This window comes from Pseudomonas sp. G5001 (assembly GCF_013385475.1).
In the GTDB taxonomy this organism is placed as follows: domain Bacteria; phylum Pseudomonadota; class Gammaproteobacteria; order Pseudomonadales; family Pseudomonadaceae; genus Aquipseudomonas.
Genome location: NZ_JACAPZ010000049.1, coordinates 25,323 through 40,790, shown reverse-complemented (window position 1 = coordinate 40,790; position 15,468 = coordinate 25,323). Strand labels below are relative to the sequence as shown.

The 15,468-nt window shown below is 60.6% G+C and carries 13 protein-coding genes; 8 read left to right on the top strand and 5 right to left on the bottom strand.

From position 1 onward, the window contains the following. Window positions 1-15: 15 nt before the first annotated feature. Complete coding sequence (locus HX805_RS29595; protein WP_003212312.1) at window positions 16-1,140, bottom strand: muconate cycloisomerase family protein; 1,125 nt, start codon at window positions 1,138-1,140, stop codon at window positions 16-18. Window positions 1,141-1,254: 114 nt separating this feature from the next. Between HX805_RS29595 and HX805_RS29590 the strand changes: the two genes are divergently transcribed. Further along, window positions 1,255-2,130 carry a LysR family transcriptional regulator gene (locus HX805_RS29590; RefSeq protein WP_003212314.1) on the top strand — a complete coding sequence of 292 codons (876 nt, stop codon included), beginning with the start codon at window positions 1,255-1,257 and terminating at the stop codon, window positions 2,128-2,130. Window positions 2,131-2,269: 139 nt separating this feature from the next. Here HX805_RS29590 and HX805_RS29585 read toward each other — a convergent pair whose 3' ends face one another. Then, window positions 2,270-3,268: a helix-turn-helix domain-containing protein gene (locus HX805_RS29585; protein ID WP_008436676.1), complete on the bottom strand. Its 999-nt coding sequence runs from the start codon at window positions 3,266-3,268 to the stop codon at window positions 2,270-2,272. Window positions 3,269-3,581: 313 nt separating this feature from the next. On the opposite strand from HX805_RS29585, the gene antA reads away from it, so the two are divergent. From antA to HX805_RS29565, 4 genes are all read left to right on the top strand, one after another. Beyond that, on the top strand, window positions 3,582-4,973 hold the full coding sequence (antA, locus tag HX805_RS29580) for an anthranilate 1,2-dioxygenase large subunit (protein ID WP_134325687.1): 1,392 nt from the start codon (window positions 3,582-3,584) through the stop codon (window positions 4,971-4,973). Further along, on the top strand, window positions 4,973-5,464 hold the full coding sequence (antB, locus tag HX805_RS29575) for an anthranilate 1,2-dioxygenase small subunit (RefSeq protein WP_003212320.1): 492 nt from the start codon (window positions 4,973-4,975) through the stop codon (window positions 5,462-5,464). Before antA ends, antB begins: the two co-directional genes overlap by 1 nt. A 170-nt stretch (window positions 5,465-5,634) precedes the next feature. Then, a complete protein-coding gene (gene antC / locus HX805_RS29570) occupies window positions 5,635-6,642 on the top strand; it encodes an anthranilate 1,2-dioxygenase electron transfer component AntC (RefSeq protein ID WP_177117551.1) in 1,008 nt (335 codons plus the stop codon). A 71-nt stretch (window positions 6,643-6,713) separates the two neighbouring features. Then, the gene (locus HX805_RS29565; RefSeq protein ID WP_003212324.1) at window positions 6,714-8,114 is read left to right on the top strand and encodes an amino acid permease; all 1,401 of its coding nucleotides are present in this window, start codon (window positions 6,714-6,716) and stop codon (window positions 8,112-8,114) included. Between the two features lie 177 nt (window positions 8,115-8,291). Here HX805_RS29565 and kynA read toward each other — a convergent pair whose 3' ends face one another. Then, window positions 8,292-9,149 carry a tryptophan 2,3-dioxygenase gene (gene kynA / locus HX805_RS29560; RefSeq protein ID WP_008436669.1) on the bottom strand — a complete coding sequence of 286 codons (858 nt, stop codon included), beginning with the start codon at window positions 9,147-9,149 and terminating at the stop codon, window positions 8,292-8,294. Further along, the gene (gene kynB, locus HX805_RS29555) at window positions 9,146-9,796 is read right to left on the bottom strand and encodes an arylformamidase (RefSeq protein ID WP_177021611.1); all 651 of its coding nucleotides are present in this window, start codon (window positions 9,794-9,796) and stop codon (window positions 9,146-9,148) included. The genes kynA and kynB overlap by 4 nt, the downstream gene beginning before the upstream one ends. A 389-nt stretch (window positions 9,797-10,185) precedes the next feature. On the opposite strand from kynB, the gene HX805_RS29550 reads away from it, so the two are divergent. The 3 genes from HX805_RS29550 (at window position 10,186) to HX805_RS29540 (ending at window position 14,581) form a co-directional block, all read left to right on the top strand. Next, window positions 10,186-10,530 carry a cupin domain-containing protein gene (locus HX805_RS29550; protein ID WP_003212331.1) on the top strand — a complete coding sequence of 115 codons (345 nt, stop codon included), beginning with the start codon at window positions 10,186-10,188 and terminating at the stop codon, window positions 10,528-10,530. 557 nt (window positions 10,531-11,087) lie between these two features. After that, entirely contained in the window at window positions 11,088-11,288 is a 201-nt protein-coding gene (locus HX805_RS29545; protein WP_003212332.1) for a hypothetical protein, read from the top strand. Window positions 11,289-11,527: 239 nt separating this feature from the next. Beyond that, window positions 11,528-14,581, top strand: coding sequence for a UDP-N-acetylmuramoyl-tripeptide--D-alanyl-D-alanine ligase (locus tag HX805_RS29540; protein WP_177117550.1), 3,054 nt, complete (start codon window positions 11,528-11,530; stop codon window positions 14,579-14,581). Here HX805_RS29540 and HX805_RS29535 read toward each other — a convergent pair. Then, window positions 14,578-15,441 (bottom strand): S9 family peptidase, encoded by an 864-nt coding sequence (locus tag HX805_RS29535; RefSeq protein ID WP_102368030.1) that lies wholly within the window; start codon window positions 15,439-15,441, stop codon window positions 14,578-14,580. The genes HX805_RS29540 and HX805_RS29535 overlap by 4 nt on opposite strands. Window positions 15,442-15,468: the final 27 nt, after the last annotated feature.

Here is a 15,468-nt window from a genome sequence, read left to right as displayed (position 1 = left end):
GCAGGTGTCCTCTTGTTAGTTATCGCGACGGAAGAACGCCAGGCGCTCTTCATCGATGGCCAGGCCCAGGCCCGGAGCGGTGGAGACATGCAGGTGGAAATCGCGGTACACCAGCGGCTCGGCGAGGATGTCTTCGGTGAGCAGCAGCGGGCCGAACAGCTCGGTGTCCCACGCCAGTTTGTTCAAGGTGAGAAAGGCATGGGCCGAGGCCAGGGTGCCGATACCGCCTTCGAGCATGGTGCCGCCGTACAGGCCGATACCCGCCGCTTCGGCAATCGCTGCGGTGCGCAATACCGCACGCGGCCCGCCGTTTTTAGCGATCTTCAGGGCGAACACCGAGGCCGCGCCTTCGCGGGCCAGGTTGAAGGCATCTTCCACGCATTCGATGGACTCGTCGGCCATGATCGGCGCCGGGCTCGACAGGTTGAGCCGCACCATGCCGCCGCGGTTGTTGCGCGAGATCGGTTGTTCGATCAGGTCGATGCCGTTGTCCCCCAGCACCTTGCAGGCGCGCAGGGCCACGGCTTCGTCCCAGGCCTGGTTGACGTCGACCCGCACACTGGCGCGGTCGCCCAGGGCTTTTTTGATCGCGATGACGTGGGCCAGGTCCTGGCTGACTTCACCGGCGCCGATCTTCAATTTGAAAATGCGGTGGCGGCGCAGGTCGAGCATCTTCTCGGCCTCGGCGATGTCTTTTTCGGTGTTGCCGCTGGCCAGGGTCCAGGCCACCGGCAAGGCGTCCCGCACACGGCCGCCGAGCAATTCGCTGACCGGCAGGTTCAGGCGTTTGCCGAGGGCATCGAGCAAGGCGCTTTCGATACCCGACTTGGCAAAGGTGTTGCCCCGGATGCTGCGCTCCAGGCGCAACATGGCGGCATTGATGTTGCTCGCGTCCTGGCCGAGCAGCAGCGGCGCGAAGTGCCGGTCGATGTTGATCTTGATGCTGTCGGGGCTTTCATTGCCGTAGCTCAGGCCGCCGATGGTGGTGGATTCACCAATGCCTTCGATACCGTCGGCGCAGCGCACGCGGATGATCACCAGGGTCTGGTTCTGCATCGTGTGCATCGCCAGTTTGTGCGGGCGGATGGTAGGGAGATCGACGATGATGGTCTCGATCGACTCGATGGCGCAAATCGGCATGGCAATACCCGTTGGGTTCTTTATAGATTTGGCCTGATTCTGTTCCGGATCTCTGCTGGCTTCCAATATAGAATGAGTCTCGAACAATACCCTTAAGGTATGAATGGAGTCCTTATGGAACTGCGCCATCTGCGTTACTTCCAGGTGCTGGGGGAAACCCTCAACTTCACCCGCGCCGCCGAACGCCTGCACATTGCCCAGCCGCCGCTGAGCCGGCAGATCCAGCAACTGGAGGACGAACTGGGTGTGGTCCTGCTGGAGCGTGGGCGCCCGTTGCGCCTGACCGAAGCCGGGCGGTTTTTCTATGAGCACGCCAATGTGCTGCTGGAGCAACTGGGCAAGGTGTGTGACAACACCCGGCGCATAGGCCTTGGGCAGAAAACCTGGCTGGGCATCGGTTTTGCGCCGTCGACGCTGTACGGCGTGCTGCCGGAGTTGATTCGCCGGCTGCGCAGCCACGATGGCCTGGAGCTGGAGTTGGGCCTGTCGGAGATGACCACGCTGCAACAGGTTGAAGCTCTCAAGGCCGGGCGGATTGACGTGGGCTTCGGGCGGATTCGCATCGACGACCCGGCCATTGTGCAGCGGGTGTTGGTGGAGGACCGGTTGGTGGCGGTGTTGCCCGCCGGGCATCCCCTGCTGGGCGCCCCGGCCACCCTGGCGCAATTGGCCGCTGAACCCTTCGTGCTGTATCCCGGCAACCCGCGGCCGAGCTACGCCGACCATGTGATCGCGCTGTTCGATGCCCATGGCTTGAGCCTGAAGGTTTCGCAGTGGACCAACGAATTGCAGACCGCCATTGGTCTGGTCGGCGCAGGCATGGGCGTGACCCTGGTACCGGCCTCGGTGCAGGTGCTGCACCGCGCAGACATTGGCTATACGCCGGTGGTGGAGGCCACCGCCACGTCGCCGATCATTCTCAGCCGGCGGATCAATGACCAGTCGCCGGGGCTCAGTCATTGCCTGCAACTGGTGGAAGAGTTGATTTAAAAGAACACCACACATCCAATGTGGGAGCGGGCTTGCTCGCGAATGCGCAGTGTCAGTCACCGAATGAGTTGGCTGATGCACCGCATTCGCGAGCAAGCCCGCTCCCACAGTTGATCTCCGTTGTTTTTGCGTAAGGTGTTCACCCCCGCATGCGCCGGGCGTCGTTGCGTTGCAGGGTCTGGCTGGGGGATTCGTCGAACAGCTTGCGGTATTCGGCCGAGAATCGCCCCAGATGAGTAAAGCCCCAGCCCAGGGCGATTTCGGAGATGGTGCGCGTGGAGCCATGTTCGAGGATTTGCTGGCGCACGGCACCCAGGCGGTATTTCTTCAGATAGGCCATGGGCGACAGGGCGAAGTATTTGCGGAAGGCATCGAACAGCTTGAAGCGCGACACGCCCGCCGCCGCCTCCAGATCCTCCAGGTGCACCGCTTCCCGGGCGTTGTCGTGGATGTACTGTCGGGCACGAATCAAATAGTGCGGCAGTTTCACCCCCAGCACGTCCCGCAATTCTTCGGAATAGTTGTTCGGCTGGGCCAGGATCAGGCCCTTGATCAGCGAGCTTTCCAGGTCCCGGGTAAACGCCACCTGGTCATACAGCTCGCTGCTGCGCTCCAGTTCGGCGATGAAATACCGCGCCATGCGCCACCACGACGCGGAAGCGCCGTCCACCGCGTCCATCGCCGACTCGAAGCGCAGCGGCGCTTCAATCGGCCGCTGCAGCAGGCCTTCCAGGGATTCGCTCATCGCCGCGCGGGTGATCACCACCTGCAACTTGCGGCAGTCGCCGGAGATCTCCAGCACCTGATGTTCGTTGGGCGAAATGATCACCCCCTGGTCACGGTTGGAGCTGAGCCGTACGCCGTTCTTGCTCAGTTCCTGCTCGCCCACCAGCGGCAGGGTCAGGCTGTAGCTGCTGAAGTGCTCGGCGTCTTCGATGTCGATGGTGACGTCGGTGCCGTATTCGATAATCCCCAGCGTCGTGGCGCGGGACTTGAACACATTGGCGCTGTGGTGAAAGCGGATGCGCTCCGGCGTCGCGGTTTGCAGGCGGTGCGGCCCGCAAATGCCGGACATCCAGCTGCAGGCGCCTTCAAGGTCGAAGCGCTCGATACGTATATCGCGTGTATTGCTACTCATCACGGGGCACCCACGGCAATTGTGGCCGGCGCGCTCTGACGGCGCGTCCTGGTAGATCGACAGCAAGTTTTGCGCCACGCCAGCGGGATCGCCACTGGGTGGATAGCAACCGTCGACTAAGTGGATAACAAGCAGACTTTTCCGACAATCGCCTTGCAAGACAGTAGCGCATTCCGCCACCGCCCTGCACCGCCGTGGGTATTTCGTGCCCAACTAAGTGGCCCACCTTCCCCCATTAACCGGATAGCCCGGTGCCCCGCCGCAGCCTCTTAATGGCTTACCCGTTTAGCCATTATCAAAAAAGGTGCCTCCCATGAGTGGTGCAAGAAGCGTCGAGCAGTGGAAAAGCTTTATCGAAGGCTGCCTGGACTTCCGTCCGGTGGATGAGGTGTTCCGCATCGCCCGGGACATGTTCACCGAGCCGGAGTTGTTCGAGCTGGAAATGGAGCTGATCTTCGAAAAAAACTGGATCTATGCCTGTCACGAGAGCGAACTGGCCAACAAGCACGACTTCGTGACGATGCGCGCCGGGCGCCAGCCGATGATCATAACCCGCGACGGCGAAGGCCAGCTCAACGCGCTGATCAACGCTTGCCAGCATCGCGGCACCACCCTGACCCGGGTTGGCAAGGGCAACCAGTCCACGTTTACCTGCCCGTTCCACGCCTGGTGCTACAAGAGCGATGGCCGGCTGGTGAAGGTCAAGGCGCCGGGGGAATACCCGGAAGGTTTCGACAAGGCCACTCGCGGCCTGAAAAAAGCACGGATCGAGAGCTACAAGGGCTTCGTCTTCATCAGCCTCGACGTGAACGGCACCAACAGCCTGGAAGACTTCCTCGGCGACGCCAAAGTGTTCTTCGACATGATGGTCGCCCAATCGGCCACCGGCGAGCTGGAAGTGCTGCCGGGCAAGTCCGCCTACACCTACGACGGTAACTGGAAACTGCAAAACGAGAACGGCCTGGACGGTTATCACGTCAGCACCGTGCACTACAACTACGTGGCCACGGTGCAGCATCGCCAGCAGGTCAATACGGAAAACGGCACGGGCTCGGGCACGACACTGGACTACAGCAAGCTCGGCGCCGGCGACGCGAACACCGATGACGGCTGGTTCGCCTTCAACAATGGCCACAGCCTGTTGTTCAGCGACATGCCCAACCCCACCGTGCGTTCGGGCTACGCCACCATCATGCCGCGCCTGATCGAAGAACACGGCCAGCAAAAAGCCGAATGGATGATGCACCGCCTGCGCAACCTGAACATCTACCCGAGCCTGTTCTTCCTCGACCAGATCAGTTCGCAGCTGCGGATCATCCGGCCCATCGCGTGGAACAAGACCGAAATCATCAGCCAGTGCCTGGGGGTGAAGAACGAGTCTGGCGCCGACCGTGAAAACCGTATTCGCCAGTTCGAGGATTTCTTCAACGTCTCGGGCATGGGCACGCCGGATGACCTGGTGGAGTTCCGCGAAGCCCAGCGCGGCTTCCAGGGCCGTCTGGAACGCTGGAGCGATATTTCCCGCGGCAGCCATCGCTGGGAAACCGGGCCTACGCCCAACAGCGAATCCATCGGTATCCAGCCGGCGATGACCGGCACCGAATTCACCCACGAAGGGCTGTACGTCAACCAGCACCGCAACTGGCAGAAATTCCTGCTGGACGGACTCGACCAGCAAGCCCTGAAACTGCGGGAGGTGGAATGATGAATGCGCAATTGCAGTACCGGATCGAGCAGTTTTTTTACCGTAAATCCGAGCTGTGCGATGCCCAGGATTGGGACGCCTACGTGCAGTTGTTCGACCCGCAGAGTGAATTCCACCTGCCGCAGTGGGATTCGGAACATGTCTACACCCGCGACCCGAAGCGCGAAATGTCGTTGATCTACTACGCCAACCGCTCGGGGCTGGAGGATCGGGTGTTTCGCCTGCGCACGGGCAAGGCCGCGTCGGCCACGCCGATGCCGAGGACGCTGCATTTGATCAACAACGTGCGGATTGCCGAGCAACCGGACGGGCTGCTGGAGGTGAAGTTGAACTGGCATACGTTGTTCTATCGGCTGGCGACGTCGGAGCAGTTCTACGGCAGCGCCACTTACAGCCTCAAGCCCGATGGCGACAGTTGGTTGATCACCCGCAAGCATGCGCTGCTGCTCAACGACACCATCAACTCGGTGCTGGATTTCTATCACCTGTGACCTGATGCATTACACCTGTGGCGAGGGAGCTTGCTCCCGCTGGACCGGGTTGGCGCTCCAGTGCGTAGCGCTCCCGGCTTTTTGGGGCTGCTGCGCAGCCCAGCGGGAGCAAGCTCCCTCGCCACAGGTAAATCGCAGGCATAGAAAATCAAACTCGCGGAGTTCTGCGAATGAATCACAAAGTGGCCTTCAGTTTTGCCGACGGCAAGACCCTGTTTTTCCCGGTGGGCGCCAATGAGATCCTGTTGGATGCAGCGTTGCGCAATGGCATCAAGATCCCGCTCGACTGCCGCGAAGGCGTTTGCGGCACTTGCCAGGGCCGCTGCGAGTCCGGCGACTACAGCCAGGACTACGTGGACGAGGAAGCCCTCTCCAGCCTCGACCTGCAACAACGCAAAATGCTCAGCTGCCAGACCCGGGTCCAATCCGATGCGGCGTTCTACTTCGATTTTGATTCCAGCCTGTGCAACGCGCCGGGGCCGGTCCAGATCCGCAGCACGGTGAGCAATGTGCAGCAGGTGTCGCCCAGCACGGCGATCCTGCACCTGCAGCTTGAAGCACCATTGGACTTTTTGCCGGGCCAATATGCCCGCCTGTCGATTCCCGGCACCGACAGTTGGCGCTCCTACTCTTTCGCCAACCGCCCGGGCAATCAGTTGCAGTTCCTGATCCGCCTGCTGCCCGATGGCGTGATGAGCAACTACATTCGCGAACGCTGCCAGGTCGGTGATGAGTTGCTGCTGGAAGCGCCATTGGGTGCCTTCTACCTTCGGCATGTCACCCGACCGCTGGTGTTGGTGGCCGGTGGCACTGGTTTATCGGCGCTGCTGGGCATGCTTGACGACCTGGCCGCCAGCACCTGCCAACAGCCGGTGCACCTGTATTACGGCGTGCGGGGTGCGGCCGATTTATGCGAGGCAACACGCATAAAAGCCTACGCCGATACAATCCCGGGGTTTCGCTACACCGAGGTACTCAGCAACCCACCTTCGGACTGGGCCGGCAAACGCGGCTACCTCACCGAGCATTTCGACCTGGCCGAATTGCGGGATCAATCGGCAGATATGTACGTCTGCGGCCCCCCTCCGATGGTCGAATCCATCAAACAATGGCTGCTGGATCAGGCACTTGATGGCGTTCAGCTGTATTACGAAAAGTTTACCGAGAGTAATATCTGACCCCTCAGCGGTTTGAGGGGCTGGTTCGGTGTGCGATCAACCCTGAAAAAAACAAGTAGAAGGGAATGTTAATGGCGGATGACATGGTTAACCCGGTGGGCCTCAAGCGTGGCCTGAAGAACCGGCATATTCAGCTGATTGCCTTGGGAGGGGCGATCGGGACCGGGCTGTTCCTCGGCTCGGCGGGCGTGCTCAAGTCGGCGGGGCCGTCGATGATCCTGGGCTATGCGGTAGCCGGGTTCATCGCGTTCCTGATCATGCGCCAGCTGGGCGAAATGATCGTCGAGGAACCGGTGGCCGGCTCCTTCAGCCACTTCGCCCACAAGTACTGGGGCGGTTACGCAGGCTTCCTCGCCGGCTGGAACTACTGGGTACTCTACGTGCTGGTGGGCATGGCCGAGCTGACAGCGGTGGGCAAGTACATCCAGTTCTGGTGGCCGGAAATTCCGACCTGGGTCAGTGCGGTGGTGTTCTTTGTGCTGGTCAACCTGATCAACACCCTCAACGTGAAGTTCTTCGGTGAGACCGAGTTCTGGTTCGCGATCATCAAGGTGGTGGCGATTGTCGGCATGATCGTGCTCGGCTGCTACCTGCTGTTCAGCGGCACCGGCGGCCCACAAGCCTCGGTGAGCAACCTGTGGAGCCACGGCGGGTTCTTCCCGAATGGCGGCATGGGGCTGTTGATGTCCATGGCGTTCATCATGTTCTCGTTCGGCGGCCTGGAGCTGGTGGGTATTACCGCCGCCGAAGCCAGCGAACCCCGCAAGGTGATCCCGAAGGCGATCAACCAGGTGGTGTACCGGATCCTGATTTTCTACGTCGGCGCCCTTACCGTGCTGCTGTCGTTGTACCCATGGGACCAACTGCTGCAAACCCTCGGCGCGTCGGGCGATGCCTACAGCGGCAGTCCGTTCGTGCAGATCTTTTCCTTGATCGGTAACGACACCGCCGCCCACATCCTCAACTTCGTGGTCCTGACCGCGGCACTGTCGGTGTACAACAGCGGCGTGTACTGCAACAGCCGCATGCTGTTCGGCCTGGCCGAGCAAGGCGATGCGCCGAAAGCGCTGATGAAGTTGAACAAGCAAGGCGTGCCGCTGCGTGCCCTGGGCATCTCGGCCCTGGTGACGCTGCTGTGTGTGGTGATCAACTACGTCGCGCCGCATGACGCACTGGAGCTGTTGTTTGCGCTGGTGGTTGCCTCGCTGATGATCAACTGGGCGCTGATCAGCCTGACCCACATCAAGTTCCGCAAGGCCATGGGCGAGCAAGGCGTGGTGCCGTCGTTCAAGACCTTCTGGTTCCCGTTCAGCAACTACCTGTGCCTGGCGTTCATGCTGATGATCATCTGCGTGATGCTGGCGATTCCGGGTGTGCGGGCGTCGGTGTATGCGATTCCGGTCTGGGTCGGGATCATCTATGTGGCGTACCGGTTGCGGTTGAATAACGCGAAGGCAGTAACAGCGCAATAACCCATGTGGGAGCGGGCTTGTGTGGGAGCGGGCTTGCTCGCGAAGGCGTCGTGTCAGTCACCTGATGTATTGACTGACACACCGCTTTCGCGAGCAAGCCCGCTCCCACATTTTGATCGTATTCCAAATGAAAAGCCCCGGTACTGATGAGTACCGGGGCTTTTTGTTGGGCCTTGATTACAGCGTAGAACGCACTCGCCACAGCTCGGGGAACAATACGGTGTCGAGCATCTTGCGCAGGTAACCCACGCCTTCGGTGCCGCCCGTACCAGGCTGGAAGCCAATGATCCGCTCCACCGTGGTGACATGGCGGAAGCGCCATTGGCGGAACGAATCCTCCAGGTCGATAAACTTTTCGGCCAATTGGTACAGGTCCCAATACCGGCTCGGATCGCGATAAACCTCGCGCCACGCCGCCTCCACGGAATCATCGTGAACCGTTGGCGCCGTCGGGTCGCGTTCGGCGCGCTTGGGGTCGATCGCCAGCCCGGCCTTGGTCATCAGGTTGATCGCTTCGTCATACAGCGACGGCGTGGCAATCGCCACCTGCAGCTCCTTCAACAACTCCGGCCGGTGGGCGTGAGGCCGCAACAGCGCCGCGCTTTTGTTGCCGAGGATGAATTCGATTTCCCGGTACTGGAACGACTGGAAACCCGACGACTGCCCCAGGTACGGGCGGATCGACTTGTACTCCGACGGCGTCATGGTCGCCAGTACCGCCCAGGCGTGCACCAACTGGTCAAAGATCCGCGACACCCGCGCCAGCATCTTGAACGCCGGCGGCAGCTCACCCAGGCGCACGTGTTCGCGGGCGGCCTTGAGTTCGTGGAGCATCAACTTCATCCACAGCTCCGAGGTCTGGTGCTGGATGATGAACAGCATCTCGTTGTGGTCCGGCGACAGCGGGTGCTGGGCGCTGAGCACTTTGCCCAGGTCCAGGTAGTCGCCGTAGCTCATGGACTCGGAAAAATTCAGCTCGGCGTTATGCCATTCTTCCGGCGGCTGGTAGTCAGGGGAGAAAGGACACTGGCTCATCGCGTGGGCTCCTTGAGCGGGCGGAGAATGGCTCGTACCGGGCTGGCATCGAGGTTGGCAAAACGCAGCGGCAGCGCGATCAACTCGTAATCGCCCTCCGGCACGTCGTCGAGGACGATGCCTTCGAGAATCGCCATGCCATGAGAGGCGACGGCGTTGTGGGAATCCATGGTCTTGGACTGCTGCGGGTCCAGGGACGGCGTGTCGATGCCGATCAGGCGCACGCCGAGGCTGAACAGCAACTCGACCGTTTGCGGGGCGACGGCGGTGAAATTCGAATCCCAGGCATCCAGCGGCGCCTGTTGATAAGTGCGCAACAGTACACGCTCCGGCAGGTTTTCCAGGCGGCCTTCCAACTGATGCGGCTGCACCAGCGCGCCGCTGCCCAGGCAATGCAGCACCCGGCACGGGCCCATGTACACATCCAGAGACACTTCGCCAATCGGCGCGCCGTCCGCGCTGTAGTGCAACGGCGCGTCCACATGGGCGCCGGTGTGGGGCGACAGGGTGATGCGTCCGACATTCACCGGGCACTCGGGGCCGAACTGCCAGACCCGCTCTTCCTGAAACGGCGTATCACCCGGCCAGGTCGGGGTCGCGGTGCTCAAGGGCGGGCTGATGTCCCACCACGTTTTTATTGGATTCATTTCAAGGCTCTCGGTCGTTACTGGGGTGAATGATACGAGGGCCGGCTGTAAATATTCTTGCGAATTCCAGCGCAAAGCGGGAAATCTTTCGCACTTACTGCGAGGAAATGGCTGATTGGCGCACAGATATTTCGTACTGACTCAATCCTTCAAACAACAAATATCCCCTGTGGGAGCCGGGCTTGCCCGCGATGAGGCCGGCACAGCGTGCCCTTCCATCGCCTGACACTCCGCCACCGCGGGCAAGCCCGGCTCCCACAGGGGTTGGCGGTGACTCACGGATGTGCAAATGACTGCGCTTCTGGGCATCCCGATGTCGAGTCCAGACCACTGGCGGGCCGCCCAAGGCGATAGGGTTCGGACTTCCCTTCCACTGCCTCGGAATCATCATGTCCAAGCCAATCACCGTACTGCGCGACACCCATCCACTGCCGGTGCTGGACGCCTGCAAATGGGAAAAACTCGAAGGCGACCCGCACACCGTCAACCTCAACGCCTACACCAGCGAGGACGGCAGCAAGATCATGGGCACCTGGATCTGCACCCCCGGCAAATGGCGGGTGGAGTATGTGAAGTGGGAATACTGTCACTTCCAGGAAGGCTACTGCGTGATCACCCCGGACGGCCTGGAGCCGATCCATTTGCGGGCTGGGGATATCTTTGTGGTGGAGCCGGGGATGAAGGGGACGTGGGAAGTGGTCGAGACGGTGCGTAAGTATTTTGTGTTTGCCTGATCCCACCTCCTGGAAAGGGGTCGCCCTGGCCCCTTTTACCTCAACGACGACCGTCGCGCCCTTCTGATAAAAGCAGCACCTCCCTGCCCCTCTTCCAATAACAATCGCTGTTATTCGTGACAACAACCCTTGATATTCGAAAACAATCAATTAGTATTTTGTGACAGAATATTGTGAGCACCAAGTTCTTGAAAAAATCTCATGACGTAATGCGCAAAATACATAATCAAACTCACCAAACAGTACAACCACTACTTTAGTTATAGATAAGATTGACTTTTGACACCCCCTACACTTTGAGATAGCTTTCTTGCAACCGGTCTATACTCGAATCTCATAGCATTATAACCCGATGATAATAAGAGGTACGGAGAAGGTGCAGAACTTCACATAATCGCAACCTTCACTGCACATTGATGGAAAACGCGCAGCGATTTGAATTAGACTCCAATGAATCAGTTGATTACCCCATTGGTTTGTTCTAAGGACTCCACACGTCTTCCAGCACTTACTGCACGCGGCAGTCGAGACCGCGCTTTTGTAAAAGGATCAAGAAAATGCCTGAAAAAACAACACGTCTGACCATTCTCATCGACTTCCCGACCAAGCAGCGTCTGGAGTCGCTGTCCGAGGAAGTTGACCTTACTATTTCTCAGGTTATTCGCAAGCTGATTCGTGACCATCTCCAGCAATACGAGAGCCAAGTCCCGCCCTCCGTGCTGGAGCCGGAGAAAGAGGATTCATCGCTCTGCTCTTGATATATAAGCCTGGTTAATTTGCCTTTATAAAACTGTGCGGCATAACTTTCTGCTTATTTATCAGCTGGCGCGCAGTTTAATCATGAACACTGCGCGCCACCCCTCTCCAAGTTAAAGACTGGTGATGAACTATGCCTGTGAAACAGCAATGGCTTGCTTGTTATGCTCATCTAAGCAAAGAAATGAACGGGCCTGCTGTATCATCAGACACCGCGCAGCCCTGTACCTTGTTTTTCTCCATGAGCGACGGCACCCAGCGCGCGCATGTTTTTCATATCACGGCAGATAACTTCGAAGCCGCCTGGCAAACCGGTGTGCAGCGCTTGCAGGGAGCCTACGAACGAGACCGTGCGCAGTCAGGCAACATCGTCGAACGTTCATGGATACGCGTCGAATGCGCGATCAACGTAACCGCCATCACCTGGGCCGAACTCAATGCGCGCTTCAAGCGCCACAAGCGTAATTACTTCCGGCGCGGCATCGCCTTCGATGCGGCGCTGCACATCGCGATCACCGAACAGGAACTGAACGCCAACGCGATCCTGTATGGCGGCAACGCTATCAATCACGCGAGCTTCAATGCCGGCAATTTTTCGGTGTACGCCAGGCGCCGTTTTACCGGGCTCAATACAGCCGACCTGATCGCCACACTTGAACCCGAGACCCCCGTGTTCCTGTTCGACACCAAGGGCGTTTTTTGTGCCGAAGACGGCGTGCCCCACCCGCTGAACCCTGGCCCGACAGAAACCGGCTGGCGCACCCTCGCAGCGCTGGAGCCCGGCATGGTAAAGGCGAGCATCATCAGCGCCGCAAGCTACCTGAGCACTCAGGTGCAGGGCAGCGGCCAGTTCGTCTACGGCTACTTCCCGTGCTTTGACCGGGCGATAAAAAACTACAACACCCTGCGCCACGCCAGTACCACCTATTCGATGATCGAGGCCTGGGCACTGACCGGCGACGAGGCGCTTGAATCCGCCATCGACCGCTCGCTGGCCTACCTTACCCAGGAACTGATCAAGTCCTACGCGCTGCCCGACGGCAGTGTGGCGGCGTATCTGCTGGACACCGGTGACGAGATCAAACTGGGCGGCAATGCCGTGTGTTTGTTGGCGCTGGTCAAATACAGCGAAGTCACCGGCACCCGCCACTACCTACCCGTGCTGGAAGCCCTGGCCAATGGCATGGCCTGGATGCAGGACGCGACCACCGGCGCCTTCGTGCACGTCTTGCATGGCCGTGACCTTACCGTCAAAGAGGCGTTCCGGATCATCTACTACGACGGCGAGGCCGCGTTCGGGTTGATCCGCCTCTACGGCCTCACCGGCGATGAGCGCTGGTTAACCGTGGTGGAAAAAGCCTTCGACTACTTCATCGAAAAACAGCACTGGCGCGAGCACGATCACTGGCTCAGCTATTGCGTGAACGAACTGACCCGCTACCGACCTGACGAAAAGTATTTCCGCTTCGGCCTGAATAACGTCGCCGGTTATCTGGGGTTCGTGCAACAGCGCATCACCACCTTTCCGACGCTACTGGAATTGATGATGGCTGCGCAGCAGATGCTCGAACGCATCGCCCAGCAAGCGCAATTGCGCCACCTGCTCACCGAGATCGACCTGCACGCGTTTTACCGCGCCCTGCATCATCGTGCGCGCTATCTGTTCAACGGGTATTTCTGGCCGGAAACGGCGATGTATTTCGCCAATCCTGCGCGCATTGCCGGTTCGTTTTTTATCCGTCACCACGCGTTCAGGGTGCGCATCGACGACGTGGAGCATTACCTCTCGGGGCTGATTGCCTACCACCGCTACCTGCTCGACGGCGCGCCGCAAGTGAGCCTGGCCCAGGACGCAGCGCCCCTCGGCTGGGTCTGGGACGCCAACACCCTGGCTCGGGTGACACACGGCACCTGGGCCAAACAGCCGCCGCCCGGTTGGTACACGTCGGGTTTGACGCCGTCCATGCAGTTTTTCAAACCCCAGCGCATGCTCAATCGGCACCCCAGCAAGGTGGGACCGAACGAAGTGCAGTCGGCGCTGCGCTGGGCCCAGGCCAGTCCTGAGCGGCGCCCCTCGGCGTTCTTGTGTGTAGACCCGACGCCCTACCTGGACAGCGGCCTGCCGGTGTTACAGGTCGCCGATACCAGCGAGGCCATGCTGCAAATGGGTCGATACGCCAGGCAGCAATTCACTGGCCAGGTGTTCGGCGTCACCGGCAGCTTCGGTAAAACCACCGTGGTCGCCATGCTCGGCCACGCCCTGAAACACTGGGGCGAAGTGGGCCACACCGAGGCCAACGCCAACCTGCCCCATGGGATCGCCTGGAACCTGGCGAGCATGCCCCGGCCGGCCAAATTCTGGGTACTGGAAATGGCCGTGGGCCGCATGCCGATTAACTCGGAGCTGGTGCGCCCACACATTGCTATCGTGACCGGGCTGGCTCCGGCGCACCTGGAATACCATGGCACCCTGGAAAACCTGGCGCGTAAAAAGAGCGCGATCTTCCGCTCGATGGCACCGGGTGGGCACGCGGTGCTGTGCCGCGATATGCCGCACTACGAGGTGTTCGCCCAGGCCGCCGAAGTCGCGCGCTTGCACGTGACCAGCTATGGCGAACACGCTGATGCCGATGTGCGCCTGCTCGACGTGTGCAGCGAGGCCGACCGGGTCTACGTCACCGCGCAACGTGACACGCAACGGCTGGATTTCAGCCTGAGTGCTCGCGGCCGACACATGGTGCTCAACGCACTGGGGGTGCTGGCGTCGCTGTTCGCCGCCGGGCTTGACGCCGACCAGGCACTGGAAGTGCTGACCGGCTTCCAACCGGTGGAAGGTCGCGGCAATATCCGCTCGATCAAATGCACCGACGGGCATTTCCAGCTGATCAACGATGCGTACAACGCCAACCCGGGCTCGATGGCTGCGGCCTTGCGCTCGATGGCCGACCTGCCCGTGGCCTCGCGGCACCGGGTAGTAGTGTTGGGCGACATGCTGGAGCTGGGCCCCGACGCCCAGCGCTACCACCTGGAACTGGCTGACTCGCTGCGCGCGGCGGCGCCCCGGCATTTGGTGCTGTGCGGGCCGCTGATGCATGAGGTGTACCGGGTGCTGCGCAGTGAGCTGTCAGTGCAGTGGTTCGAGGATGCCACGGCATTAGGCCAGGCGTTGGCGCGCCACCCCGGCCAGTGGTTCCAGGCGGGGGATTGGGTACTGGTGAAAAGCTCCGGTGGTACCGGGTTGTCGCAGATCTGTGATTGGCTGAACACGACCGAACAGGCGGTGCCGGCGGGTTAGCCCGCGCAGCCCGCTGCTGTCTTCAGGCCAATGTCATTGCGCAGTTGGTGAAACATCGCAGGCACACCCTGCGCCTTGACCAACTGCGCCTGATGCCCGGCGCGAATCAACGCCCGGTAAAAACGCTCCTGCAACACAAATGGGGTTACCTGGTCATCCACGCTGCCAATCACGAACAACTGCCGCGCAGGCGCAACGGCAATGCCGGCCATGTGCTCCAGGGGATCGTAGGGGTGCAATAAACCATTGGTGTCGCGTCCCGGACGCGAAGGCAGGCCTTTGCTTTGACGCAACATCTGCGCGCGCTGCACCAGGGCAAACGCGCCGGAAGTCATCACTGCACACTTCACATCGGTACGCCCCAAGGTCAACAACGCCGCGGCCACCGTGGCGCCGCCGCTGTGCCCCAGCAACACAAACTGCCCGATGCCGTAACGCTTGCGCAGCTCGTTGAGCGCAGCGTCCAGCACAATGAATTCCCGCGCCTGGCGCCGCTGCCCATGGTTGCCGCTGGAACCGTAGGTGCCAGGTCGCGCCACAATCACCACCGGTACGCCCGCACGCCGGCTCAGGGCCTTGGCCTGCCTGGCCTTGGCGGCCAGGGTATTGCCACGGATCGACTCGGGCGAGCGGTGCATTTCCACGTTGCGGTCGCCATGAAACATCACGATTACCACGGGCGCACGGCTCAGCACCGCCCCGGAAAAATAGCGAATGCACTCATCGCCCCCGGCCAACTCGACCCAAAGTGAAGAGTCGACCTGGTTGCAGGTCGACTGGTCGGCCGGGGTGTTCCAAAGCAACGGTGTCGACCCCTCACTCAGGGCCCACGCGCCCGGCACGCCGGCCCACAACAGCATCCACCACAACGCAAACCTGGCCACAGC